25 protein-coding genes are annotated in these 23,379 nt (G+C 65.5%); 10 read left to right on the top strand and 15 right to left on the bottom strand.

Annotated elements, in window-relative coordinates:
• Window position 1: 1 nt before the first annotated feature.
• From CDQ91_RS10015 to CDQ91_RS10035, 5 genes are all read right to left on the bottom strand, one after another.
• Window positions 2–433 (bottom strand): HK97 family phage prohead protease, encoded by a 432-nt coding sequence (locus tag CDQ91_RS10015; protein WP_088472558.1) that lies wholly within the window; start codon window positions 431–433, stop codon window positions 2–4.
• Window positions 430–756: a DUF6127 family protein gene (locus CDQ91_RS10020; protein ID WP_088472559.1), complete on the bottom strand. Its 327-nt coding sequence runs from the start codon at window positions 754–756 to the stop codon at window positions 430–432. Before CDQ91_RS10020 ends, CDQ91_RS10015 begins: the two co-directional genes overlap by 4 nt.
• Before the next feature lie 15 nt (window positions 757–771).
• A complete protein-coding gene (locus CDQ91_RS10025) occupies window positions 772–1,878 on the bottom strand; it encodes a phage portal protein (protein WP_088472560.1) in 1,107 nt (368 codons plus the stop codon).
• 225 nt (window positions 1,879–2,103) lie between these two features.
• Complete coding sequence (locus CDQ91_RS10030) at window positions 2,104–3,450, bottom strand: DNA-packaging protein (RefSeq protein ID WP_088472561.1); 1,347 nt, start codon at window positions 3,448–3,450, stop codon at window positions 2,104–2,106.
• Window positions 3,450–3,965 (bottom strand): hypothetical protein, encoded by a 516-nt coding sequence (locus CDQ91_RS10035; protein ID WP_088472562.1) that lies wholly within the window; start codon window positions 3,963–3,965, stop codon window positions 3,450–3,452. The genes CDQ91_RS10030 and CDQ91_RS10035 overlap by 1 nt, the downstream gene beginning before the upstream one ends.
• 314 nt (window positions 3,966–4,279) lie before the next feature.
• Here CDQ91_RS10035 and CDQ91_RS10040 point away from each other — a divergent pair, with 314 nt between their 5' ends.
• The gene (locus CDQ91_RS10040) at window positions 4,280–5,977 is read left to right on the top strand and encodes a M28 family metallopeptidase (RefSeq protein ID WP_088472563.1); all 1,698 of its coding nucleotides are present in this window, start codon (window positions 4,280–4,282) and stop codon (window positions 5,975–5,977) included.
• Window positions 5,978–6,134: 157 nt separating this feature from the next.
• On the opposite strand, the gene CDQ91_RS10045 is transcribed toward CDQ91_RS10040, so the two are convergent.
• Complete coding sequence (locus CDQ91_RS10045; protein WP_088472686.1) at window positions 6,135–6,836, bottom strand: 2OG-Fe(II) oxygenase; 702 nt, start codon at window positions 6,834–6,836, stop codon at window positions 6,135–6,137.
• 87 nt (window positions 6,837–6,923) lie between these two features.
• Entirely contained in the window at window positions 6,924–7,958 is a 1,035-nt protein-coding gene (locus CDQ91_RS10050; RefSeq protein ID WP_088472564.1) for an endonuclease/exonuclease/phosphatase family protein, read from the bottom strand.
• Window positions 7,959–8,016: 58 nt separating this feature from the next.
• Between CDQ91_RS10050 and CDQ91_RS10055 the strand changes: the two genes are divergently transcribed.
• Window positions 8,017–8,592, top strand: coding sequence for a phosphoribosyltransferase (locus CDQ91_RS10055; protein ID WP_088472565.1), 576 nt, complete (start codon window positions 8,017–8,019; stop codon window positions 8,590–8,592).
• Window positions 8,585–9,613, top strand: coding sequence for an adenosine deaminase (locus tag CDQ91_RS10060; RefSeq protein ID WP_088472566.1), 1,029 nt, complete (start codon window positions 8,585–8,587; stop codon window positions 9,611–9,613). The genes CDQ91_RS10055 and CDQ91_RS10060 overlap by 8 nt, the downstream gene beginning before the upstream one ends.
• On the opposite strand, the gene mreB is transcribed toward CDQ91_RS10060, so the two are convergent.
• Window positions 9,610–10,650: a rod shape-determining protein gene (gene mreB / locus CDQ91_RS10065; protein ID WP_088472567.1), complete on the bottom strand. Its 1,041-nt coding sequence runs from the start codon at window positions 10,648–10,650 to the stop codon at window positions 9,610–9,612. The genes CDQ91_RS10060 and mreB overlap by 4 nt on opposite strands.
• A 177-nt stretch (window positions 10,651–10,827) precedes the next feature.
• Entirely contained in the window at window positions 10,828–11,442 is a 615-nt protein-coding gene (locus CDQ91_RS10070; protein ID WP_088472687.1) for a glutathione S-transferase, read from the bottom strand.
• 269 nt (window positions 11,443–11,711) lie between these two features.
• Here CDQ91_RS10070 and CDQ91_RS10075 point away from each other — a divergent pair, with 269 nt between their 5' ends.
• On the top strand, window positions 11,712–12,104 hold the full coding sequence (locus CDQ91_RS10075) for a glycine zipper 2TM domain-containing protein (protein WP_088472568.1): 393 nt from the start codon (window positions 11,712–11,714) through the stop codon (window positions 12,102–12,104).
• Between the two features lie 114 nt (window positions 12,105–12,218).
• On the opposite strand, the gene CDQ91_RS10080 is transcribed toward CDQ91_RS10075, so the two are convergent.
• From CDQ91_RS10080 to CDQ91_RS10090, 3 genes are read right to left on the bottom strand one after another with little or no spacing between them, the layout of a single operon-like run.
• A complete protein-coding gene (locus CDQ91_RS10080; RefSeq protein ID WP_088472569.1) occupies window positions 12,219–12,692 on the bottom strand; it encodes a GlcG/HbpS family heme-binding protein in 474 nt (157 codons plus the stop codon).
• Window positions 12,693–12,727: 35 nt separating this feature from the next.
• Window positions 12,728–13,867: an aldo/keto reductase gene (locus tag CDQ91_RS10085; protein WP_088472570.1), complete on the bottom strand. Its 1,140-nt coding sequence runs from the start codon at window positions 13,865–13,867 to the stop codon at window positions 12,728–12,730.
• Between the two features lie 5 nt (window positions 13,868–13,872).
• Window positions 13,873–14,862 carry an aldo/keto reductase gene (locus CDQ91_RS10090; RefSeq protein ID WP_088472571.1) on the bottom strand — a complete coding sequence of 330 codons (990 nt, stop codon included), beginning with the start codon at window positions 14,860–14,862 and terminating at the stop codon, window positions 13,873–13,875.
• Window positions 14,863–14,997: 135 nt separating this feature from the next.
• Here CDQ91_RS10090 and CDQ91_RS10095 point away from each other — a divergent pair, with 135 nt between their 5' ends.
• A complete protein-coding gene (locus CDQ91_RS10095) occupies window positions 14,998–15,891 on the top strand; it encodes a LysR family transcriptional regulator (RefSeq protein ID WP_088472572.1) in 894 nt (297 codons plus the stop codon).
• 58 nt (window positions 15,892–15,949) lie between these two features.
• On the opposite strand, the gene CDQ91_RS10100 is transcribed toward CDQ91_RS10095, so the two are convergent.
• Together CDQ91_RS10100 and CDQ91_RS10105 are read right to left on the bottom strand one after the other, a co-directional pair.
• Window positions 15,950–16,423, bottom strand: a complete 474-nt coding sequence (locus CDQ91_RS10100; RefSeq protein WP_088472573.1) for a hypothetical protein — start codon at window positions 16,421–16,423, stop codon at window positions 15,950–15,952.
• 44 nt (window positions 16,424–16,467) lie between these two features.
• A complete protein-coding gene (locus CDQ91_RS10105; RefSeq protein ID WP_237245921.1) occupies window positions 16,468–16,863 on the bottom strand; it encodes a reverse transcriptase-like protein in 396 nt (131 codons plus the stop codon).
• 119 nt (window positions 16,864–16,982) lie between these two features.
• Here CDQ91_RS10105 and CDQ91_RS10110 point away from each other — a divergent pair, with 119 nt between their 5' ends.
• The 4 genes from CDQ91_RS10110 (at window position 16,983) to CDQ91_RS10125 (ending at window position 20,867) form a co-directional block, all read left to right on the top strand.
• Window positions 16,983–17,954 carry a magnesium and cobalt transport protein CorA gene (locus CDQ91_RS10110; protein ID WP_088472575.1) on the top strand — a complete coding sequence of 324 codons (972 nt, stop codon included), beginning with the start codon at window positions 16,983–16,985 and terminating at the stop codon, window positions 17,952–17,954.
• A 37-nt stretch (window positions 17,955–17,991) separates the two neighbouring features.
• A complete protein-coding gene (locus tag CDQ91_RS10115; protein WP_201791885.1) occupies window positions 17,992–18,504 on the top strand; it encodes a hypothetical protein in 513 nt (170 codons plus the stop codon).
• Between the two features lie 164 nt (window positions 18,505–18,668).
• Entirely contained in the window at window positions 18,669–20,267 is a 1,599-nt protein-coding gene (locus CDQ91_RS10120) for an ABC-F family ATP-binding cassette domain-containing protein (RefSeq protein ID WP_088472576.1), read from the top strand.
• Window positions 20,268–20,357: 90 nt separating this feature from the next.
• Window positions 20,358–20,867 (top strand): PilZ domain-containing protein, encoded by a 510-nt coding sequence (locus tag CDQ91_RS10125; protein ID WP_088472577.1) that lies wholly within the window; start codon window positions 20,358–20,360, stop codon window positions 20,865–20,867.
• A gap of 9 nt (window positions 20,868–20,876) precedes the next feature.
• Here CDQ91_RS10125 and CDQ91_RS10130 read toward each other — a convergent pair whose 3' ends face one another.
• Window positions 20,877–21,527, bottom strand: a complete 651-nt coding sequence (locus CDQ91_RS10130; RefSeq protein ID WP_088472578.1) for a glutathione S-transferase family protein — start codon at window positions 21,525–21,527, stop codon at window positions 20,877–20,879.
• 207 nt (window positions 21,528–21,734) lie between these two features.
• Between CDQ91_RS10130 and CDQ91_RS10135 the strand changes: the two genes are divergently transcribed.
• Complete coding sequence (locus tag CDQ91_RS10135; RefSeq protein ID WP_237245922.1) at window positions 21,735–23,360, top strand: CHASE domain-containing protein; 1,626 nt, start codon at window positions 21,735–21,737, stop codon at window positions 23,358–23,360.
• Window positions 23,361–23,379 lie beyond the last annotated feature (19 nt).

A 23,379-nucleotide genomic window follows, 5' to 3' on the forward strand; every position in this document is an offset into this window, starting at 1 on the left:
GTCACTCCTTCTGAAAATCCACCGCAATCACCCGCGCCAGTGGCTGCATCGGCATCGCCACCAGACTCACCTCGGCCAGATCGAGCGCCAGCAATTCGCGCGGATTGTTCCCGCGCGCCGCCCTCACCCGATACCCGAAGGACAATCCCGTCAGCGCCCCGCGCGCGACCAGCCCCGCCGCCACGGCGTGCGTCACCCGCGCAACAACACGCAGCCCGCGCGCATCCTCCGCCAATGCCTCGATCGCGCCGATCACGACCCCCGGCCGGTGCTGCCACAACAAGGGCACCGCGCGCCCTGCACCCAAGCTCGCGGCAAAAGCCCCGCGCCGCACCACATCGCCCCCGCGATCCACCCGGTCGAACACCGACGCATAGCCCGCGAAGCGGACGCCCTCGGCGCGGTGCTCGAAGGCCGCCGCCGCCACCCTCATCGCAGCAACCCCGGCAGGCCCAGCTTCACCGCCAGCCCGACGACCAGCGCCGCCAGCATCCCGCGCACCGCCCAGTCGACCGCCGCCTTCCACGCGCTCGTCTTCGCATCGCGCCAGGCGCCCAGCAGCTGGCGCAGGTCGACCATATCGTCGCGCGCCGCCGCATCGGCGAGCCCCAGCCGCGCCAACGCCCGCCGCGCCCCCAGCTCGCTCGCCTCCTCGACCACCGCGCGCAGCAACGCCGCATCGGGCGCACCGGAAGCTCCGGCCGCACTCGTCCCCGCCAGCGCGATCAACCGCGCCAGCGCCTCTTCCTCATCCATGTCGCTATCTCCGGGTTAATCGACGCCCAGCAGCGCCTTCTTCTCGTCGGCGGTCAGCCAGTCGGCCGCCGATACCTCACGCCACAGCGCCATCCGGTCCTCGACCAGCGCCGGCACCTTATCCAGATCGACGCGCAGCTCGGCGCCCTCGAACCAGCCAGAAAGTCCCTGCGCCACCGCCCCCAAAATCTTCGCGCACAGCGGCAACACCGTCAGCCGCCAGAGCGCCCGATTGGCCTCGCGATAATTGGCATAGGTCGCATCCCCCGGCAGCCCGAGCAGCATCGGCGGCACCCCGAACGCCATCGCAATCTCCCGCGCGCTCGAATCCTTCAGCGCCAGAAAATCCATCTCGGCCGGCGACAGCGACAAAGCCTGCCACCGCAGCCCACCCTCGAGCAGCAAGGGCCGCCCCGCATTCGCCCCGCCCGCAAAACTCTCGGCCAATTCCTCGCGCAGCCGATCGACCTGTTCCGCCGACAAAGGCATCCCCTTGTCGCCCGGATCATGCACCAGCGCGCCCGAAGGCCGCGCCGCATTGTCGAGCAACGCCCGGTTCCACACCGCCGCCGCATTATGCGCCGCGATCGCGGCCGACGCCGCGCCCAGACATCCCGCGCCATAATGATCGTCGAGCGGGTGCAACGCCTTCACATACACCACCGAAGTCCGCCCCGCGCCATCCTCGGCGGGCAGCACCACCCCCGCGCCGCCCGCCTTGTAACGATAGGCCACCGGCCACCCGCGCGCGTCGGTCTCGACCGTCACCCGCTCGGGCCGCAGCGCGAAAAGCTCGGCCGGCGCCCCCGCCCCATCCCCCAAAATCTGCACATAGCCATTGCCATGCAGCAGCAATTGCGAGGCCAAAGTCTCGACAATGCCCTGCCCGCCCGAGGTCGCCGACACGAGCGCCGCCAGCGCCGGATCGCTCGCCACCAACGGCGCGCTGCCCGCCGCCTCGGCGACCAGCTTCACCGCCCGCTGGACGATCGCATTGCCCAAATACCCCTCGCGCAGTTGCGCCTCATAAGAGAGCGGCGCGGGCGAAGACCACGTCCCATATACCCGCGACAAAGCAGGCCGCGCAGGGGACTGCGCGGCCTTTCGGCCAAACCAGTTCATGATGTTCTCCTCAGTCGCAAATAGTGAGAGGCCGACCCGTCAGAGCAGCGTGGGTCGGCGGAATGCTCCTCCCTGTCGCGCAGCGATGGGGAGGGGGACCGCGCCCGAAGGGCGTGGTGGAGGGGCTGCAAGGGTAGCGCAAATGCCCCTCCGTCAGCGCTGCGCGCTGCCACCTCCCCATGCCTTCGGCACAGGGAGGATCAAACGGATCATCCCCTCGCCCGCTCAAACCCGCGATACCCCCGGCGCCCGCCCCTTGCGCAGCCCTTCCAGCAACTCCGCCAGCGCCCAGACACATGCGTCCGCCCGATCCGGCGAGCGCCCCGGCCCGGCATAGCCGCCGCCCAGCTGAAACCCGCAAAGCTGATCCTCCAGCTCGGTAAACACCCCCGCATGCACGACCTGCCCGCGCTCATAGGCGAGCGCGATCGGTTCGGCCCGCCGCGCTTTGCCGACGCTTGCGTGGACCGCCCGCACCGGCAGCGCGATATTCGCCTGCGCCAGCACCGCTCCGACCATCTCGCCGCCCATATTGCTTTCGGCGACCACCCGGTCGGCACCCCAGCGCGCCGCCGCCGCGGCGACGGCATGCGCCCACTCCCCCGGCAAAGCGCGCTCGACGCTCGCATCCTCAAGGACCGCCAGCCGCCCGTCGCGAAGACAGGCCGCCACCACGATCCCGCACGCATCGCCATGCGACGTCGCCGGCGGATCGACCCCGATCACCACGCGCACCGGTTTGCCGACGCTATCGGCATCAACCCGGCACCGCTCGATCAGCCCGCGCGTCCACAGCGCGCCCTCGACATCCTCCAGCATCTCGCCGTCGAGCTCCTGTCGCCCCAACCGGGTCCCGCCATATTGCGCGATCATATGGGTCACGAAACTCGGCGGCAGATGCGGATTTTCCGCCGTCCGCCCCAATGTCATCTCGCGCCCCGGTATCTTTTCGATCTTCGTCATCAGCGGCACCGGACGCGGCGTCGTCGTCACCAGCACGCGCGGATTTTCGCCCAGCCGCATCCCCATCATCAGATTGTCCCACGACGCATCGCCATGGCGCCATTTGGCAAGTTCATCGCACCAGGCGGCATGATGTTCGGGCCCGCGCAGATTTTCGGGCGCCTCGGCCGAAAACAGCGTCGCCACCGCGCCGCTGTCGAAATGCAGTTCGCGCAGCCGGTATCGCCAGCGCGGATTTTCATCGGCGCGCGCGACCGCGATCAGCCCGCTCGATCCCTCGATCATCACGCGAATCCCGTCGCCCTCGTTCGCCGCCACCAACGCGATCCGCGCACCCGGCATCCGCCGTGCCACTTCGCTGACCCACTCCGACCCCGCGCGCGTCTTGCCAAAACCCCGCCCCGCGCGGATCAGCCAGACCGGCCAGTCGCCCGGCGGCTCGCGCTGCCCGTCATGCGCCCAGGTGTACCAGCGCTCCTCCAATTCCTGGACATATTTGCGCGGCATCTCACCGATCAGCCGCGCGCGCTCCTCGGGCGACAGCGACAAGATCCGGTCGAGGATGGTCTCACCTTCGCCCAGCTTCAGCTGGTCGATCCAGCGCGCCATCAATCGCCGCCCCGCTCGTCCGACTTCGCACGCTGACGCTCGATCACCGCGATCCGCCGCAGTATCTCGGCATCGGTTTCCTCGGCGGTCGGCCGCTGGCGCGCGTTCAACCGCACGCGCTTTGCCCGCCCTCCCTCGATGCTCGCGCGATGCTTGTTCATCAGGTCGATCGCCTGCGCCACTGTCATCGCGCCGACCGCGGGCGGCGCATCGGGCGCATCGTCGCGCGACGCCTCGATCGTCAGGATCGCCCGCTCGACCAGTGCGGTTTCCAGCCGCACATAGCCCGTTTCGATCGCCGCCTGCCACGCAGCGGCAAAGGCCGCATCGCGCTGGCGCATCTTATACGCCGTCGACGGCGCAAAGCCCGCTTCGGCCGCCGCCCGGCGCACATTACAGCTGCCCGCAAGCGCATCGAGAAAGGCCTGCCGCTGTTCCTCGGTCACATTTTTGTCCTGCGGCTGCCGCTCCATCAACGTGCGACCGCATCCGCCCTGAATCACCGGATCATCCATATCGCCACACCCCAAAACGCAGTCGGGCCGGAACACCCCCGACAACGGGGCACCGGCCCGACTCGCAATTCTTCATGATGTGATACTTGTGCCATATCAGCGTGACGATGTCAATAGAAAATAACCCATATGGTTATTGTCATCATCCCCTCCCGCAAGCGGGAGGGGCAGCGAGACTTGGTCCGGCGCCAGCCGGGCCTAGTCGCAGCGGGGTGGGCAGAAGCGCAGCCCGCTAGAACGAAACACCCCTCATCATTTCACCAACCCAACCCGCCATGCTAGACAGACCCTCGTTCAACCGGGAGCCAATCATCATGTCCTCGCGCCTTACCGCCACCCTCATCCTCGCCGCGCTTGCGACACCCGCCACCGCCCAAACCACGGCCCCCGCGCCCGCCGTCGCCCAAACCCCATCGCACCCCGCCATCGACCCCGCCAATCTCACCACCACCGTCCGCACCCTCGCCTCCGACCTGTTCGAGGGCCGCGCGCCGAGAACGGCGGGGGAGGACCGCACGATCGGCTATCTGATCGGCAAGTTCGAATCGCTGGGGCTCGAACCCGGCGGCGCCGACGGCGGCTGGACCCAGCCCGTCCCGCTGCTCCACACCCGCCTCGGCGCGCCGACGACGCTGCAATTCGATCGCGCGGGCACGGCCCAGCCGCTGACGCAGGGCGAGGATATCTATGTCTCGACCCTCCAGCCCGCCGACATCGCCGCCGTCGCCAAGGCGCCGCTGGTCTTCGTCGGCTATGGCGTCACCGCCCCCGAACGCGGGTGGGACGATTTCAAGGGTCAGGATCTGAAGGGCAAGGTCGCGGTCTTCCTGATCAACGACCCCGATTTCTCCGCCATCAAGGGCGAGCCCGTCGCGGATAAATTCGGCGGCCGGACGATGACCTATTATGGCCGCTGGACCTATAAGTTCGAAGAAGCCTCGCGGCGCGGCGCGATCGCGGCGCTGATCGTCCACGACACCGACGGCGTCGGCTATGGCTGGAATGTCGTCAAAAGCAGCGGCGGCGAAAATTTCGATATTGTGCGCGCGCCCGACAAGGTCACCAGCCTCGCGCTGCAGGGATGGCTGTCGGGCGATATGGCGAAGCGGCTTTTCACCAGCGCAGGGCTCGATCTCGCCAAGCTGCGCATCGCCGCGCGCCGTGCCGACTTCCGCCCGGTGACGCTGCCCGGCGTGACCTTCGACGCCGCGATCCCGGTGAGCCACGACGTCGTGCAAAGCCGCAATGTCCTTGCCAAAATCACCGGTGCCAAGCGCCCCGACGAGGTGGTGATGTTCGGCGCCCATTGGGACGCCTATGGCGAAGGCCCGCCCGACGCCGCGGGACGCATCTACCGCGCCGGCGCCAATGACGATGCTCTCGGCACCGCCGGCCTCCTCGAAATCGCCCGGCTGTTCAAGGCCGCCCCCGCCCCCGACCGCAGCCTCGTCTTCGCGCTCTGGTCGGCCGAGGAACGCGGGCTGCTCGGCTCCGAAACCTATGCCAATGCGCCGCTCTATCCGCTCGAAAAGACCGTCGCGAACCTGACGCTCGACATCCTCCAGACCGCAGGCAAGGCCAGGGACGTCATCCTCGTCGGCAAGGGGCAGGGCAGCCTGGAGGATGATCTCGCGCGCCACGCCGCGCTACAGGGCCGCACCGTCAGCGTCGAAAGCCTCCCCGAACGGGGTCTCTTCTACCGCGCCGACCATTTCAGCTTTGCCAAGCGGGGCGTCCCCGTGCTGCTCCTCATGGGCATCGCGGGCGCCTCCGACCTCGCAAAGGGCGGCAAACCTGCGGGGCAGGCGTGGGTCGATGCCTATACCGGCCAATGCTATCATCAGGCCTGCGACGCGTGGGACAAAAATTGGGACCTCACCGGCGCGGTCGAGGATATCGCGATCACTTATACGATCGGCAAGGAACTGGCGAATTCGGCCCGCTGGCCGACCTGGAAAGACGGGTCGGAGTTCAAAGGCATCCGCGACCAAAGCGCGGCTGCAAGAAAGTAAACATCCCCCTGCGAGACTTACCCAAAATCGTCATTGCGAGGAGCGAAGCGACGCGGCAATCTCCAGCCATCGAACCCGACTGAGGCCGATAGCTGGAGATTGCTTCGCTCCGCTCGCAATGACGGCGACAATCAAGCTCCAAGGCCCAATCCCCCCCTCACCCCGCATCGTGAAAAATCACCCCCAGCGTGTGCCGCGACCCCGACCGCACCTCGCTCACCCCGTGCCGCATCATCACCCGATAATCGCCGCGACTCCCCTTCACCGGCCGCACATTGACCGCAAACACCACCGCATCGCCCTTGCCCAGCGGCACCACCGCCGCGCGCGACTGCATCCGCGGCCGCTGCTCGGTCAGCACAAATTCGCCGCCGCCGAAATCGCTACCGGGCTGGGAAAGCAGCACCGCAACCTGCAACGGAAACACATGCTCGCCGTACAGATCCTGATGCAGGCAATTATAATCGCCCGGTCCATATTTCAGCAGCAGCGGCGTCGGCCGCGCCTGCCCCGCATCATGGCAGCGCGCCAGAAATTCGGCATGGTCGGCGGGAAAGCGCACATCCATCCGCATCCGCTCGTGCCAGCGGTTCGCGATAGGCGCCAGCCGCGGATATAGCTCGCCCCGCAGCGCGCCGACCAGCGGCGGCAGCGGATAGGCGAAATAGCGATATTCGCCGCACCCGAACCCGTGCCGCGCCATATGCACCCGGCTGCGAAACAGCGCGTCGCGGTCATAGAGCCCCGCGACCCCGTCGCATTGGTCGTCGCTCAGCAATCCGGGCAGCACCGCCCAGCCGTCACGGTCGAGCGCCATCGCCACCGCATCCCGGTCCAGCGCCGCGATCCGCGCGCTCATGTCCATGTCATATATCATGCCCGCGCCCTGCCAGCCGCCGCACCCGCCCGCGCCCCGTTTCTTGCGCTCAAATTCTCCGCGTCGCGATCAACAGCCCGGTTTCGCCTGCATCGCCGTCGGCCAGCGCAGTTCATAAGTGACGAGGAAGCCGTCATGGTCGGACAATTGCGGCCCGCGCGGCCCGCCGTCGAACATCGCCTCGACCTTGATCGGGCGCACCGTCAGCCGCTCGCCATCGGCGAAAAATTGCAGGTCCTGCGTGTCCATCCACGGTGCGTCGCCGTCCCACGACATTTTGACGTCGCACCCCGCGCCCGGATCGACGCAGACCTCGTGCACCAGAGTCAGCGGGTGATAGCGCGAGAATTCCTCCCAGCGCGGCTCCGAATGACGCATGTTGAAATCGCCGCCAAAGATCAGCGGAAACGCCAGATCCTGCGTCCGCGCAATAAACTCCGACGCCGCGACCGCCTGCCGCGCATGCGCCTCGCGGTTGCGCGCTTCCGACACGCCCGACGCGCCGCGCGAATTCATATGGGTGTTATAGATATCGACCGGGGTCGGCACTCCGGGCATCGCGATCCGCGCCAGCATCACCCCCTTGTTCGCAAGGCAGTCGAGCCCGGCGCAGGCGCGCAGGCCATAGGCATCGAGCGCGGTGTCGACGATCGGATAGCGTGACGCGATCGCCAGCCCGCCGCCGAGCAGCCGGATCCCCGCCTCGCCCTTCAGCGGCTTCGCCTTGCCGGGGATTTTGTCCTGCCCAGACAGCGAGGGCGGCGTCGTCCGGCGCGGCCCCGGCGCAATCGCCGGATAGCCGCTCGCGGCGACCGCGCGTTTCGCTGCGCTGCTGAACATCTCCTGGAACAATATGACATCGGGCGCGGTGCCTTCACCATGCATCGCCGCCAGCCGTTCGCCGATGGCCTTCAACTCGCGCGCGCGCCCCTTGCGCGCCGGCCAGCCGAGCCCCTCCAGATTATAGGTCAGCACGGTCAGCGTCGCGGTCGCCGCTTCGCCCGATACCGTCACCGGCACCGCGGGCGCGGCATCGCACGCCATGACGCGCAGCGGCGGTTTCGGCCCGCACGCGGTCAACGCCAGCGCGGCGATCGCAATCATCCTTGTTCGTCTCACCCGCGCCCTTTCGTCGCCGTCCGCCAGGCCCTATGTCGGTCACATGAGCGACGACAAAATCTACATCAGCGCAAACGACCTGCTCGCCGATTCGCTGCGGCTAGGCATGCAGGTCGTCGACAGCGGGTTCAAGCCCACCCACCTCGTCGGCATCTGGCGCGGCGGCGCGCCGGTCGGCATCGCGGTGCAGGAACTGCTCGACTATCACCAGATCCACTGCGACCACATCGCCATCCGCACCTCCTCCTACCACGGCATCGACCGTCAGGATCCCGAGGTGAAAGTGTTCGCACTCGGCTATCTGATCGACACCCTCGACCCCGAAGACCGCCTGCTGATCATAGACGATGTGTTCGACAGCGGCCGCAGCATCCGCGCCTTCATCGCCGAGCTCAAGGCACGCTGCCGCCACAATATGCCGCGCGACATCCGCATCGCGACCGTCTATTTCAAGCCGCGCCGCAACGTCACCGACCTCCGCCCCGATTTCTTCGTACACGAAACCGACCGCTGGTTGATCTTCCCGCACGAAATCAACGGGCTGACGATCGAGGAAATCCGCACACACAAGCCCGAGGCCGCGATCATCCTGCGCGAAGAGGAACCGCCGCATGGCTGAAGGCTTCACCTCCGCCGCCGAGCGCACCGCCTTCATCGCCGGCCTGCCCAAGGCCGAACTGCACCTCCATATCGAAGGCTCGCTCGAACCCGAGCTGATGTTCGAACTCGCGCAGCGCAACGGCGTCGCCATCCCCTTCGCCAGCGTCGAGGAGGTCCGCGCCGCCTACGCCTTCGCGAACCTTCAGGATTTCCTCGACATCTATTATCAGGGCATGGGCGTCCTCCACACCGAGCAGGATTTCCACGACCTCACCGCCGCCTATCTGGCGCGCGCCCACGCCGACCATGTCCGCCACGTCGAAATCTTCTTCGATCCACAGGGCCACACCGTGCGCGGCATCGCCTTCGGGACCGTCATCGCGGGCATCACCCGCGCCCTCGACGAAGCAGAGACGCGCCACGGCATCACCTCAAAGCTCATCATGTGCTTCCTCCGCCACCTTAGCGAAGCCGACGCCGAGGCAACCCTCGACGAAGCCCTCCCCTATCTGGATCGCATCGACGGCGTGGGATTGGACTCCTCCGAAGTCGGCCACCCGCCGTCAAAGTTCCAACGCGTCTTCGCCCGCGCCCGCAGCCTCGGCCTCAAAATCGTCGCGCACGCAGGCGAGGAAGGCCCACCCGCCTATGTCCATGAAGCGCTCGATCTGCTGAAAGTCGACCGCATCGACCATGGTAACCGCAGCCTCGAAGATCCCGCGCTCACCCGCCGCCTCGCGGCCGAGGGCATATGCCTCACCGTCTGCCCGCTCTCGAACCTCAAGCTGTGCGTTGTCGATGATCTCGCCGCGCACCCACTCCGGGTCATGCTCGGCGCAGGGCTGGTCGCCACGGTCAATTCCGACGATCCCAGCTATTTCGGCGGCTATGTGAACGCCAATTATCAGGCGATCGCCGATGCCCTCGACCTGTCGCGCGCCGAACTGATCACACTCGCGCGCAACAGCTTCACCGGCTCGTTTCTGGATGACGAGGCCAAGGCGCGCCACCTCGCGGCGATCACCGCCTATTGCGCTTAGCCCGCGAGCAGCACACCCCGATAGGCGGGATCTTCAAAGGCCCGCCCCGCGCCCATCGCGACACAGATCAGCGCATCGTCGGACACCCGGACATCCAGCCCCGTCGCCCGCGCGATCGCAATGTCCATACGGCGCAGCAGCGCCCCGCCACCGGTCAGCGTAATGCCTTCGTCGATGATGTCGGCCGACAATTCGGGCGGCGTATGCTCGAGCGCGGCGCGCACCGCGCTGATGATCTGCCCTACCGGCTCCGCGAGCGCCTCGGCGATTTCGGCCTCCGAAACCTGGACCTCGGCCGGCCGGCCGTTGACCAGATCACGGCCCTTGACCGCCATCACCATACCATCGCCCTCGGGCGCGGTGGCGCAACCGATGGCGAGCTTGACGCGCTCGGCGGTCATTTCGCCGATCATCAGATTATGTTTGCGGCGGATATAGGACGAAATCATCTCGTCCATCTTGTCCCCGCCGACGCGCACCGAATTGCTGTAGGCGACGCCGCTCAGCGACAGCACCGCAACCTCGGTCGTCCCGCCGCCGATATCGACGACCATCGCGCCCACCGGCTCGGCGACCTGCAACCCGGCACCGATCGCCGCCGCCAGCGCCTCTTCGATCAGCTTGACCGTGACCGCGCCGGCATTGGACGCCGCGTCGCGGATCGCGCGGCGTTCGACCATCGTCGATCCCGACGGCACGCAGATCACGACATTGCTGCGCTGGCGAAAGCGGCTGGGTCCGCCCAGCGCCTTGTCGATGAAATATTTGATCATCTGCTCGGCGACGTCGATGTCGGCGATCACCCCGTCGCGCAAGGGACGGATCGCCTCGATATTGCCGGGGGTCTTGCCCATCATCAGCTTGGCTTCATTGCCGACGACCTTGACCCGGCGAACGCCATCGCGCGTTTCCAGCGCGACGACCGAGGGCTCATTCAGGACGATGCCGCGGTCGCGAACATAGACGACCGTGTTCACGGTCCCAAGGTCGATAGCCAGATCGTGCGCGGACGATGCGAACCGGTTGAAAAACTTCATATGGGGGCCAGAGCCTTCAGCAATTAGGCGGGGAGAATCAGGCGCGGCTGGCCGTTTGGCGCCTTCGACGTCTGTGGCGTCCCGCCTGCGGCGAAGGCGCGGGCACGTCAACCTTTCATGCGGCCAAAGCGGTGTTTTCTTCGGTCCGAACGATCCGATCGTCCCAATATTCGTCGTTCAGGCGCCCGCCGCGGCCCAGGGCGCGGCCTTGGTCATCGCCCGCGCGAACAAATCCGACTCCACCAGCCCTGCCAGCCAATCGCGCACGCGCCGCGGCGCATGGCCTCCGAACCACGCCGGATCGACACCGGCGAACTGGCGCACGAACGGAAAGATCGCGACATCGCCGAACCCCCGCCTCGCGCCGTCCAGATAGTCCTGCTCCGCCAGCCGCACGTCCAGCCGCTCCGCCAGCATTGCCAGCCCGGCCGAACGATGTTCCAGCGGATCGACGCCATGGCGCCCGGCATATTTGTAGCGGTCGAGATGATGTTTGAACGCCCCGTCAAACTCGGCGACCAGCGCCGCATCGCCCCGCGCCAGCCAATCCTCGGGGTCGCCCTGCGCCAGCGCCCAGCGCATGATGTCGACACTCTCGTCGATCACCGCCCCGCCCGTCAGCACCAGCACCGGCACCGTCCCCTTGGGCGACGCCGCCAGCATCGCCGCCGGCTTGTCGCGCAGCACGACCTCGCGATGCTCATAGGAAGTGCCACTCACCAGCAAAGCCATCCGCGCCCGCATCGCATAGGGGCAACGGCGAAAGCTGTAGAGGATGGGTCCGTCGTTCATCGCCAGCGCCATAGCCGATGCCCCGCCCACCGCAAAACCCGGTCTCACCCCAGTTCAACGTCGCCCATTTCATCGTCACCTCCGACTTGATCGGGGTCCAGCTTTCCGATGGCAGCGCATGGCGCGGCGCAAGAGAAACGAACCTCGCGGCAAGCCGCCCCGAAAGTTCGCCGAACCGAAGCGCCCGGAGCTTGGAGCAGCGGACAGTTCAGCGAAGCGCCATCTTTGCATTTCTAATCTGATCCGAAGGGGGAAGACGGAGAAGATAAATGTTCCTGCTCAAGAAACTGGCATTGACCGCGCTGATCGGCGCCAGCGCCTTCGCCGCACTGCCCGCCGAAGCCGAAGCGCGCGACCGACACCATCGCCATTCCTATTACAGTCACCGTGACAATGATCGCTATCGCGATTATCGGCGCGATTATCGGCGCGACTACCGGCGTGATGACCGCCGCGACTATCGCCGCAGCCATTACCGCGACCGGCGCTATTATTGCCGACGCGGCAGCGGAACGACGGGGCTGATCGTCGGGGGTGCCGCCGGCGCCCTGCTCGGCCGCGAAGTCGATCGCTACGGCGACCGGGTTCCAGGCACGATCATCGGCGGCGCCGCAGGTGCACTGCTCGGCCGCGAGATCGATCGCGGCGGTCGCCGCTGCTAGTTCGGCGATGCGGGCGGCCCGTCGCTCGTGCCCAGCGCGAGCGACGGCCCGCATGGCCTGTGCCGTCTTCTCCGTGCAATGCGCTCATTGCGGACGGATCGCCATCGGCCGCTATCACTGAGCAACCAGTTCGGCGGCAAGCGCCGTATCTTCGGCAGCGGTGGCTCCTGAGAGGCCGAGCGCTCCAATCACGCGACCATTTGCAACGATGGGCACGCCCCCGCCAATCGCGACGAAGCCCTCAGCGGACAGAAGCGACAGTCGGCCGCTCTGGACCCTCTCCTGGGCGCTGGCAGTCGTCAGGCGAAAGCGCGCCGAGGTTCGAGCCTTTTTCTGCGCAAGTTCGATCGAACCATAGGGCACGTCATCCATTCGGGCGAAGGCAACTAGCTCGCCCGATGGTTCCACGACGGCAATGGCCATTTTGAGGCCGAGCGCTCGGCTTCGCTCGATTGCACGCTGGATCAGGGTAAGCGCATCGCTCGTACCGATCGGCGCGCCGTAACCGACTGGCGGCGATGCGGCGGGTGTTTCGGCGAGAGCCGCAGTCGACATCAGGATGGCGCACGCCAGAGCTATCATTCGCATCAGATCATTCTCCCCTTCCGAATGAGTGGCACAGGTCAGTTCCTCGGGCGAGCCTCGACTTCGGAGAAGGCTAAAACATTATCGGGCAACCGCGCGCCGCGAACCGCGATGGCATCGGCTTCGGCGGTGAACTCGGCCAGTTCGGTCGACGTAAAGCGAACAGCCGCAGCGCCCGCATTCTCGCGCATGTGCGCCATTTGCGTCGTGCCGGGAATAGGCACGATCCACGGCTTTTGCGCCAGCAACCAGGCCAGCGCGACCTGTCCCGGCGCGGCGCCCTTCCGCTGTCCCCAGCGCGTCACCAATTGAACGAGCGCAAGATTGTGAGGCAGGTTTTCGGGTGAGAAACGTGATTCGACGCCGCGGATATCGCCGGGCGCGAAACGCGTGTTGGCGTCGATCGCACCGGCCAGAAAGCCGACGCCAAGCGGGCTCCACGGCACGAAGCCGATGCCGAGTTCCTCGCATGCCGACAGCACCCATTTCTCGGGCCCGCGCCACAGAAGCGAATATTCATTCTGGATCGCGGTGAGGCGCTGCTCGGCGTGCGCCCGGCGCAGCGTCTGCGGCCCCATCTCACACATGCCCCAGTGCAAGACCTTGCCCTCAGCCATCAGTTCCTTCATCAGTCCGGCCACATCCTCGATGGGCACCTCGGGGTCGACACGATGCTGATAGAGCAGGTCGATCCGGTCGGTCCGCAGCCGCCTGAGCATGCCGTCGACTACGGCCCTGACATGCTCGGGTCGGCTGTTGAGGCCGGGGCGACGCTGCCCGGTCTCCTGATCGATGTTCCATCCGAATTTGGAGGTGATCACGACCTTGTCGCGAAAGGCGGCCACGCCCTCGCCGAGCAGCCGTTCCACCTCATGCGCGCCATAGGCTTCGGCGGCATCGAAGAATGTGACTCCATTGTCATAGGCGGCGCGGATGATGGCGAGCATCTCCGGCCGACGAGGAATGGTTGTCTGATAGGTCCGCGTCATATTCTGGACGCCAAGCCCGATGCTGGAGACCTCGAGCGAACCCAATGTTCGCTGCCCTTTGCCTGCGCTATTTGCCTCGCGCGCCGATGCCGAGGCGGTTGCGGTCGCCAGCAACGGCGCCGCAGCCAACGATCCGGCGGCGCCAAGAAATGCGCGCCGCCCCACAGGCAATTTCTGATCTTCGTGCATGCTGCTCAATCCTTGTCTGTCATCGCCAACACGGCTTCGGGAAGGCGGGCGCCTTCCACGGAGATGCGCGACACCCCCTCGTCGATTTCGTGAAGGTTGCCCGCGGTCAATTCCACGTCTGCAGCACCCAAATTCTCCTCCAGCCGATGGAGTTTGGTCGTGCCCGGAATGGGGACGATCCACGGCCGCTGCGCCATCAGCCACGCAAGGGCGATCTGGGCCGGTGTGGTGTTTTTCCGTCGGGCGACGGCCTTGATCAGATCGACAAGCGCCATGTTGCTTGCCCGAGCCTCGGTTGTGAAGCGCGGCGACATGGCGCGAAAATCGCTGGCGTCGATCGGCGTCGCGGCATCGATCGCGCCAGTCAGAAAGCCCGCGCCGAGCGGGCTCCAGGGAACGAAGCCAATCCCCAGCGCCTCGCACGCATCCAGCACGCCATTATGTTCGACGTCGCGCGTCCACAGCGAATATTCGCTTTGGACCGCAGCGACAGGATGGACAGTATGAGCGCGGCGGATCGTCGTCGCGCTCGCTTCGGACAATCCGTAATGTTGGACCTTGCCGGCATCAACCAGCTGCTTGATCGTGCCTGCGACATCCTCGATCGGCACCGCAGGGTCGACGCGGTGCTGATAGAGCAGGTCGATCGTATCGACCCGAAGCCGGAGGAGGCTGGCATCGACGACCTCGCGGATATGTTCCGGGCGGCTGTCGAGACCATAGCGACTGCCGTCGGGGTTGATGCCGAAACCGAATTTTGTCGCAATCTGAACCTGATCGCGGAACGGCTTTACCGCTTCGCCAAGCAGTTGCTCGTTGCTGAAGGGACCATAGGCTTCGGCGGTGTCGAACAATGTGACCCCGCGGTCGAAGGCCGCACGGATCAGCCCGATGGCTTCGGGGCGGGGGACTGGAGCATTGTAGCTGCCGTCGAGGCCCATGCAGCCATAGCCGAGGGCGGAAACTTCGAGTGTGCCGAGGTTGCGCTTTTGCATAACGGGGCTCCCTTTCCCTATGCGGGCAAATGCCGCGCTTTTGACGCGCTTTTGGAAATATCCCCCAAATTACCGCGTGTGCGTTTGAAAGATTAGCGACTATAATCGGGATGAAGTCATATCGAGGATTCATCAATGAAGCGCGAAGATCTCGGCGACCTGACGGCGTTCCTCATGGTCGCCCGGGAACAAAGCTTTACCCGTGCCGCTGCCCGGCTTGGCACCTCGCAATCGGCGCTCAGCCATACGATACGGCGCCTCGAAGAGCGATTGGGGATCCGGCTTCTAACCCGAACGACACGAAAGGTTTCGGTGACCGACGCGGGGGAGCGGCTGTTGGCACGGCTTGTCCCGGCCATGAGCGAGATCGAGGCGGGATTGGCCGAGCTGACCGAGTTCAAAGACAAGCCCGCCGGTACGATCCGGATCACGACGTCCGAACATGCGGCCACAACGCTGATCTGGCCCGCGCTCGAAACGCTCCTGCCGGATTATCCCGAAGTCCATGTTGAGCTCAGCCTGAACAACGGCTTTGTCGATATTGTCGCCGATCGCTTCGACGCGGGCGTCCGGCTCGGCGAGTCGGTTGCCAAGGATATGATCGCAGTGCGGATCGGCCCTGAGCTCCGATTGGCTGCGGTCGCAGCGCCCGCATATTTCGAGTGCAACCCTGCGCCGAAAACGCCGTTCGACCTTTCCCGCCATCGCTGCATCAACATCCGGCAGCAGAGCTCGGGCGGGCTCTATTCCTGGGAGTTCGAAAAAGACGGTCGCGAGGTCCGCGTTCGCGTCGATGGCCAACTGACCTTCAACGCCTCCCCGCTGATCATCAAGGCTGCGCAAGCGGGTCTGGGCATGGCATTGATCATGGAAGATATTGTGGCGCCCATGCTCGCCGACGGCTCGCTCCTCCGGGTACTGGAGGACTGGTGCCCGCCTTTTCCGGGCTATCATCTCTATTACCCCAGCCGCCGACAGCCCTCCGCCGCTTTTGCTCTGGTCCTGGAGGCCCTCCGAAATCGCGGGTGAGCGTTCGAGCGGCCTGCGATGTCAGTCACCCGATCATCAACGGCCCACCCGCCCCCAATCACCCCGTCGGCACCCTAAACTTCAGCCCCTGCAGCTTGACGACCCGGTCGTCGACACACAGCGGCGCCGCGATCAGGCGCATCCAGCGGCGCGACGCCTGTGCGGGCTGGATTTCGACGTCGAGGGTGAAGCCGCGCCGGTGCTTGATTGCATAGGCGCGCAATTTCTCCATCGCCGCGCGCGACCCCTCGCAATAAAGGGCCGCGGTTTCGTCGCGCACAAGCGCCGCGCCGCGCGGGATGCCGAAAATATCATAGACTTCGCCCGACCAGCTCAGCCGGTTATTATCATCGAGATCGCATTCCCATTTCCCTGGCCGCGCGCGCGCGAATCCCGCCTCGCCCAGGACATTGACCCCATCGGGGAGCGAATCGAGCGAGTCATAGCCATGGACTTGCCCCAGCTCGAAATGGCGCTCGCGCTCATACAGCGCCCAGCTGTGATGTACGGGCAAAGGGTGGGTCTGTTTCAACGTGCTGGCCTGTCGTTGTGTCGTTTGGGAATAGGCGACGCCGCTTAACGATTGATGAGGGCGCTTTCCAGTGCCCGCGTCATCGCGCGCTCCAGCGCGACCCCGGCCAGATTTTGCGCGCGCCCGACATGGCGGATGCGTGGGCCGGGGCCAGGGCCGACAAGTTCGCGGAACGTCGCCAGGTGGCGGGCATGGTCGCCGCGGCACGGCACCCGCCCCATCGCCTGCTCGATCACCGCCAGCGCATCGCCGACCAGTATAAAATCGCTCAGCCCGCGCGCCTTCGCCAGCCGCAGCGCCGCGATCAGCGCCAGCCATTCGGCCTCCATCGCGGTCCCCTCTCCGGCGTTATGGTCGATCAGCGCGGCGCCACCGATCACCACCGCGGTCGCCATAGCCCCCGGATTGGGCCGGCATCCGCCATCGAAAAAGATTTTCACGCGCGCGCTTCCCATCCGTGCACCATAGCCAAAGCGCTGGTGCGCGTCACTTCTTCCCCTGCCGCACGCTCGCGACTATGACCGGCCGGATATCCGTCCGCGACAGGAGCTTTGCGTCGATGCCCATCATGGCCGCCCGTCTGTATCATGACGGAAAACTCGTGCGCGACATCGGCCCGGAAGAGGCGATTCCCGAGGAATGTGCCGACGGCGATTTCTTCTGGCTCGGCCTGTATGAACCCACCAAGACCGAACTCGCAGGCATCGCCAAACGCTTCGGCCTCCACCCGCTCGCGGTCGACGATGCGCTGAAGGCGAACCAGTTGCCGAAGGTCGAGGCTTATGGCGACCAGCTGTTCGTCATCGCGCGCACCGCCAATCTCGACAGCGACACGATCCAGCCCGGCGAGACCGCCTTCTTCCTCGGCCCGCACTTCTTCGTCAGCGTCCGCCACGGGTCGGCGCGCACCCACACCGATGTCCGCGCGCGGCTCGAAACCCTGCCCGCAAAGCTCGCGCACGGGCCTGACTATGTGCTTCATGCGGTAATCGACTTCATTGTGGACGGCTATTTCCCTGTCATCGACGCGATCGAGGACCGGATGCTCGTGGTCGAGGAAAGTGTGATGGACACCCCGCTCGACGCCGACGAGATCCGCCATCTCTATGCCCAGCGGCACGAGATCATCCGTTTCCAGCGGCTCGCGGGGATGATGAAGGAGGTCGCGGGGCGGCTGGCCGCCGACAATGACCTGCCGAATATCGACGATGCGGTGCGTCCCTTCTTCCGCGACGTCTTCGACCATGTCCAGCGCGCCGAATTCCGCCTCACCGGCCTCCGCGACATCGCCGCCTCGGTGATCGAAACCAACGGCATGCTAGAACAACAACGCCAGGGCGTCATCACCCGCCAGCTCGCTGCATGGGCCGCAATCCTGGCGGTTCCGACCGCAATCGCGGGCATTTACGGCATGAATTTCGAATTCATGCCCGAACTGGGCTGGACCCTTGGCTATCCCTTCGCGCTCGGCCTGATCTTCGGGGTATCGGGCCTGCTCTTCTGGCGCTTCAAGAGCATCGGCTGGCTTTGACCCTCTCCCGGCTCCCCCGGGCCGATGGGCCTGACGCATGAGCGGCCCCGTCGAAGTGGTCGTGAATGATCATATGCAGCAAGGCTATCGCTATGAGCGCACGGCCCCCGCGGGAAAGGCATTCGCCCCCGGATTTGCTCCCGAACTGACCCCGGCGGACATGTTGAGCCTCGGTGTTTTCTGCGGAAAATATATGACCGACTGCACCGCCGAATTTCCCGCAAGCTGGTTCGAAAATGCGAAACTCGCGGGCGATCGCCCCGACTGCTCGCTAAACTATTTCGGCGTGCGCGCGAGCACGCCCCTGCGCGTCTGGATCGAAAAGGGGTGGATCCACCCCGACGATCCGCGCGGCTGGTTCCAATGGTATTGCCGATATTATTCGGGCAGGCGGATGCCGGTCGAAGACCGCCGCCAGGTCGCGCGATGGCGCGCTTTCCGGCGCCATGCCGCGCAGATTGTAAAGAACTGCAATCCCGGCGATCCCTTTTGCCGGCCAAAGCAAAGACAGGCCCTGCTGCAATGGGCCTATGACAGCCGGATACTTTGACCCGCGACATTTCTGACTATCGCAATCATTCGAAAGACGGCACCGGACTTGCGCGGCGTCGCCCGGCCCCCTAGATTTGTCACTCACCGAAACGGGAGTATCCGCCATGAACGACAAGCTGACCGCAACGCCACCCCGCCTTGCCGCCAGGAAAGTCCAAGTTCATGCCCTCCATCACCCTCTCGCAACTCAGCTGGTCCACGCCTGACGGCCGCGCCGTCCTTTCGGATCTCGACCTTCAATTCCAGCCCGAACGCACCGGCATCGTTGGCCGCAACGGCGTCGGCAAGTCGACGCTGCTGCGCCTACTCACCGGCGAACTGGCGCCCTCCGCCGGCCATGTATCAATCGACGGCACCACCGCGATGTTGCGGCAGACCGTTCAGGTCGAAGCCGATGACAGCATCGCTGACCTGTTCGGCGCCACCGCCGGCCTCGCGCTGCTTCGCAAGGCCGAAGCCGGCGAAGCGGGCATCGATGAAATCGCCGATGCCGACTGGACGCTCGAGGCGCGGGTCGAAGCTGCACTCGCCGGCGTTGGCCTGCCTGTATCGCCCGAAACCCCGCTGACCATGCTCTCCGGCGGCCAGCGCACCCGCGCCGCACTCGCTGGCGCGATGTTTGCCGCGCCCGATTTCCTGTTGCTCGACGAGCCGACCAACAATCTCGACCGCGAAGGGCGCGAAGCGGTGCGCGGCCTGCTGCGCGGCTGGCGCGGCGGCGCGATCATCGTCAGCCACGACCGCGAACTGCTCGAGGAGATGGACGCGATCGTCGAGCTCACCGGCCTCGGCCCCGTGCGCTACGGCGGCGGGTGGAGCGAATATCGCGCGCGCAAGGGGATCGAACAGGCGGCGGTGGAGGCAGAACTCGCGGGCGCCGAAAAACGCATCGACGCAGCGCAGCGCCAGGCACAGGCCGCAATCGAACGGCAGGACCGCCGCGATTCACGCGGGAACCGCCAAGCGGCGCGCGGCGGCATGCCGAAAATCCTCCTCGGCGCGATGAAACGCCGTGCCGAAGAAACGCGCGCCGCCGACAGCCGTCTGGCCGAACGCCAACGCAGCGACGCCGAAGAACAGCTGTCATCGGCGCGCGCCAAAATCGAGATCGTCGATCCGTTGTCGATCGGCCTGCCATCGACCGGCCTGCCCGCGTCGCGCACCATTCTCGCGCTCGACCATATCACGGCAGGCTATACCGAAGGCCAGCCGGTCATCCGGAACCTGTCGCTCACCATCACCGGTCCCGAACGGATCGCGCTCATCGGCCCCAATGGTTCGGGAAAGTCGACCTTGCTCGCGCTCATCGCCGGAACGCTCAAGCCATGGGAAGGTCATGTCCGCGTCCTCGTTCCCTTCGCGCTCTTCGACCAACGCGTCAGCCTGCTCGATCCAACGCTGTCGATTGCCGACAATTTCGTCGCGCGCAATCCGGGGACAACGAACAACGCGTGCCGTGCCGCACTCGCGCGCTTCCGTTTTCGTGCAGCCGCGGCCGACCGGATCGTCGGCACGCTGAGCGGCGGCCAGATGCTCCGCGCCGGCCTCGCCTGCGTCCTCGGGGCACCACAGCCGCCTCAGCTACTGATCCTCGACGAGCCCGGCAATCATCTCGACATCGAGTCCTTGACCGCCGTTGAAACCGGCCTTGCCGCCTATGACGGCGCGTTGCTCGTGGTCAGCCACGACGCCGCGTTTCTCGACGCGATCGGGATCGTGAAGACAATCGAATTGCCCCGCATCGCGAGCGATGAAGTTTAGGCGGCCAGCCCGCCTGAGTTTTGTGCCGACACGCCGTCTTTCCGCGCTCCTGCTAACCTTCTTTTAACCAGCGGACTTCAACAACCGCTTATGCCTATTTACGGACATTTTCTCCCATCGGCGCCCGGCGCTGAAAAACGTTTCGACACGCGCCGGAAATTGAGCCTTCTCGCCTCGGGCTTGCTGCATGACGGGACCGGCCTCGAAGTTCAGATCCACAATATTTCCGGAACAGGTCTGCTGCTCGAAAGCGACGTCGAACTGGCGACCGGCGACCGAATAGAAATCGAACTTCCGCATGCAGGCGACATAACGGCGGTCGTCATCTGGGCAAAGGGACGGCTTTTCGGGTGCCAGTTCGAAGGTCCGGTATCGCCGGCAACGCTGAGCGCCGTGGAACTCAAGGGCAACATCGGCCCTGCACCCGAAATGACGACCGCTGTCGGCCCTGCGCCCGGCAACGACGAGGATCGCGCGGCACCGGGGATCGACGATGCTATGCCCGAAGGGGTGCAGGAGGTAATCGACCGCAGCCGCGAACAGATCGCGCGCGCGGCCGGCATCAACGCCGACAGAATCCGGATCTTCGTCGAATATTAGCGAGGAAACCTAAGCCGCCATCACCTTCGCCATCAAGCGCTCTTCCTTTTCTATCCACGGCGCGAGGCTTGGCCGCGACAGGATCGCTTCGCTCCACGCCGCAATCTTCGGATGCGTCGCCGCGTCGATGCGCGCGCCGCAGTGGCGAAAATTCATCAGCGGCGATGCCACCGCGAGATCGGCGAGCGTCAACCGATCGCCGACCAGAAAACCCGAATCGGGGATCGCGTTTTCCAGATAGGCGAGCAATTTTGGCAGCTCTTCGGCCTCCGCCGCCGCCGCAGCGGCCAGATCGCCCGCACGGCCCATGAATTTGGGCGCGACGATGCGGTTGAAGAACATCTTGCCACTGCATGCCGCGAACACCGTATCGCCAAATTCGTCCCACCAGATGACGCGGCCACGTTCCTGGGGGTCCGCCGGAATCAGTGCGGGTTCGGGATGCTTGGCTTCCAGATAATGGATGATCGCGCTCGAATCGGCGAGGGTGAAGTCACCGTCAGCCATCGCCGGCATCTTGCCCAGCGGCGACGCAGCGCGGAATCCCGGATCAGGGTCGCCGACGGCAACCCCCTTCAACTCGAACGATATTCCTTTTTCGCCCAGATATCCCAGCAATTTACGAACGAAAGGCGATACCACCGATCCATATATGATCATCCATTCTCTCCCGGCTGTCCCGATCGCAGCATAAGCAAAAGGTTGCCTTCAGCAACCCGTTGCAAACCGCTTCGTCAACGCCCGGCCTCGGCGAAATATTCTTGCCATCGTCGGGGCCGCATGGAACAACTCCTACCGAAGGGGCGCTGCGGCGGCAGCCATCATTCAGGAAAACAGGCAATGCGTTCCCTTTGGGCAGATCGGCTAATGGCCCTGCTGGTCCGCTTCGTCGGGCTGGTCATTCTGTTCGCGGCGATTGCGGCCGCATTGGCAAGCTTCTTCTACAACAAGGCTGCGGAAGCCGATCAGGCGAGCCGGGTCGCGCTTCAGGCCAATGTCCGGCTACGCGACCATATTGCGGTCCTCGAAGGCGTGCGGGCGCTCTATCAGTCGGCTCCGAATTCCTCCGGCCCGGGCATCCGCGCCTATCTGGCGGCGCTTCAGCCGCAAATCCATACGCCCGGGATGGAAGGCGTCGGGATTGCCCTCGCGATGCGGCAGGGAAACCCCGCCGCCGCCGAAGCACGGTTGCGAGCCAATTATGGCAGGAACGTTGCCGTCTGGCCGATAACCGACCAGCCGATCGGCTTCCCGATCATCCTCGTCGAACCCCACACCCCGCGCCGCAACTATGCGCTGGGCTATGACATGTACAGCGAGCCCGTCCGGCGCGAGGCCATGCGCCGGGCCTGGCAGACCGGCCGACCGGCGGCCAGCGGGATCGTCCAACTCGTCCAGGAGAAGGGGCTCCGCAACAAACAGCCCGGCTTCCTCATCTACGTCCCTGTCTACGCCAGCCCGTCCGCACCAACCCTCGCTCCAGCCGGTGAGCGACCGGACGCCGCTGCGGTTGCGACCGCCGCCAATACCCGGCCGATCGAGGCGTTCGTCTACGCCCCGTTTCGCACCCACGACCTGATGACCGCCCTGCTCGGGTCGCAACTCGACGCGATTGAAGGGCTGGAAATCTATGCCGGAGACGGCCCGTCGGCGCCGCTGGTGTTCCGGCACGGCAAGCTTGGCTGGGACGCGCACGAGCAGCGGCTTCGGGTCGCCGATCATCAATGGACGATGCGCATTTCCTATGGCCGCTTCCTCGAACGGTTCGGACGCCCGCTTGGCATCTTCCTGTTCGGTGCCGCGCTCGCGCTGCTGGCGACCCAGTTGCACCGCGTCCAGCGCCGTCGGATCGGCGCTTTTCAGGCGCTGGCCGAGGAAAGGGCCCGCCATGCCGAGGATCGCGAGCTGATGATCGGCGAGATGGCCCACCGGATGAAAAATGCGTTCGCCCGCATCGGCGCACTTGCACGCATCACACTACGCGAATCATCGGACTTCGACGATTTCGAGGTGAAGTTCGACGGCCGGTTGCGCGCATTGTCCGACGCGAAGCAAATGATCGTCACCGGCGCAGTCGACACTGTCGACCTTCGCCAGATCATTCACCGCGAACTGGGGCTCGCGGGCTGGTCGTCCGATCAACTGGCCGGGGTGAACGGGCCTGCAGTCCGTCTCAATGAAGAAGGCGCGCAGGCGCTCGCATTGACAGTGCATGAGCTCGTCACAAACAGCGTCAAATATGGCGCGCTCGCCTGCCACGGCGATCTTTCGGTCGGGTGGCGCCGCGAAGACGGCAACGTCATCCTGTCGTGGATCGAAACCAGCCTTCCCGAAACGCCGCAGATCGATCAGGACAGCTTCGGCACGCTTTTCATCCGCACGCTGATCGAGCGCCAGTTGAAGGGTAGCTGGGACCGCAGCATCACCGACCATGGCCTCGCGATCGCCATCCGATGGGCTGATCGCGACGGCGCGGCGCCCCCGCCAGATTGACAAGCCGCCCCCCCGGCGC

The organism is Sphingopyxis witflariensis (assembly GCF_002205635.1).
Classification (GTDB): domain Bacteria; phylum Pseudomonadota; class Alphaproteobacteria; order Sphingomonadales; family Sphingomonadaceae; genus Sphingopyxis; species Sphingopyxis witflariensis.